The sequence below is a fragment of the Streptomyces sp. NPDC002306 genome (assembly GCF_053593435.1).
Window position 1 is genome coordinate 1 of sequence record NZ_JBSFCK010000139.1, and the last position, 1,668, is coordinate 1,668.

Here is a 1,668-nt window from a genome sequence, read left to right on the forward strand (position 1 = left end):
TCGCCTCGCAGGAGGCCATCAAGGAGCTGGGCACCAACGGCGGCGGCTACTTCAACGCCAACTCCGCCCACCCCTTCGAGAACCCCACCCCGTTCACGAACCTCTTCGAGATCTTCCTGCTGCTGGTGATCCCGGTCGCGCTGACCCGCACCTTCGGTGTCCTGGTCGGCTCGGTCCGGCAGGGCTACGCGATCCTCGCCACGATGGCCACGATCTGGATCGGCTTCGTCGGTCTGATGATGTGGACCGAGTTCGCCCACCACGGCGCGGCGTTCCAGATGGCCGGCGGCGCGATGGAGGGCAAGGAGACCCGTCTCGGCATCGGCGGCTCGTCGCTCTTCGCGGTGTCGACCACCCTCACCTCGACCGGCGCGGTGGACTCCTTCCACTCGTCGTTCACCGGTCTGGGCGGTGGCATCACCATGCTGGGCATGATGCTCGGCGAGATCACGCCCGGCGGCACCGGTTCCGGTCTCTACGGCATCCTGATCATGGCGATCATCGCGGTGTTCATCGCCGGTCTGATGGTCGGCCGTACGCCCGAGTACCTGGGCAAGAAGATCGGTACCCGTGAGATCAAGTTCGCGGCCTGCTACATCCTGATCACCCCGGCGCTGGTGCTGATCTTCACGGCGTTCGCGATGGCCCTGCCGACGCCGGCGAACTCGATGACCAACAGCGGGGCGCACGGCTTCTCCGAGATCCTGTACGCCTACACGTCGGCCGCCAACAACAACGGCTCGGCCTTCGCGGGTCTGAACGCGGACACGCAGTGGTTCAACAGCACGCTCGGACTCGCGATGCTCCTGGGCCGTTTCCTGCCGATGGTGTTCGTGCTGGCCCTGGCCGGCTCGCTCGCCGAGCAGAAGCCGGTGCCGGTCACCGCGGGCACCCTGCGCACCGAGAAGCCGCTGTTCACCAGCCTGCTCGTGGGCGCGATCCTGATCATCACCGGTCTGACGTACTTCCCCGCGCTCGCGCTGGGGCCGCTGGCCGAGGGGCTGGCGTCATGACGACCCGTACAGAAAACCAAGAGGACTCGATGTCCACAGCCACCCCGACCCGGGCGCCGCACAGCGACGTTCCGACCGGTCACAAGGACGAAGGCAAGATAGGTGCGGGTCTGTTCGACCCGAAGCAGCTCCTGAAGTCGCTGCCGGACGCCTTCCGCAAGCTCGACCCGCGTGTGATGGTCAAGTCGCCCGTCATGTTCGTGGTGTGGATCGGCTCCCTGCTGACCACGGTGTTCTCCTTCAAGGACCCGGGCGACTGGTTCGGCTGGACGATCAGCGCCTGGCTGTGGCTGACCGTGATCTTCGCCAACCTGGCCGAGGCCGTCGCCGAGGGCCGGGGCAAGGCGCAGGCCGACACCCTGCGCAAGGCCAAGACCGACACGGTGGCCCGCCGGATCAACGGCTCCGCGGAGGAGCTCGTCCCCGGCACCGACCTGCGTATCGGCGACCTCGTCGTCTGTGAGGCGGGCGACATCATCCCCGGCGACGGTGACGTCGTCGAGGGCGTCGCCTCGGTCGACGAGTCGGCCATCACCGGCGAGTCCGCCCCCGTCATCCGCGAGTCCGGCGGCGACCGCAGCGCGGTCACCGGCGGCACGAAGGTCCTCTCCGACCGCGTCGTCATCAAGATCACGACGAAGCCGGGCGAGACCTT

General features: G+C 67.6%; 2 protein-coding genes. Both read left to right on the top strand.

Translation table 11 applies throughout. The annotated features are described in order from the left end of the window. Positions 1-1,013 (top strand): potassium-transporting ATPase subunit KdpA (gene kdpA, locus ACWCQK_RS42450; RefSeq protein WP_451164608.1); only part of this gene is annotated, 1,013 nt, incomplete at its 5' end. Further along, on the top strand, positions 1,010-1,668 hold a 659-nt coding region (locus ACWCQK_RS42455), incomplete at its 3' end, for a P-type ATPase (protein ID WP_451164610.1). The genes kdpA and ACWCQK_RS42455, both read left to right, overlap by 4 nt.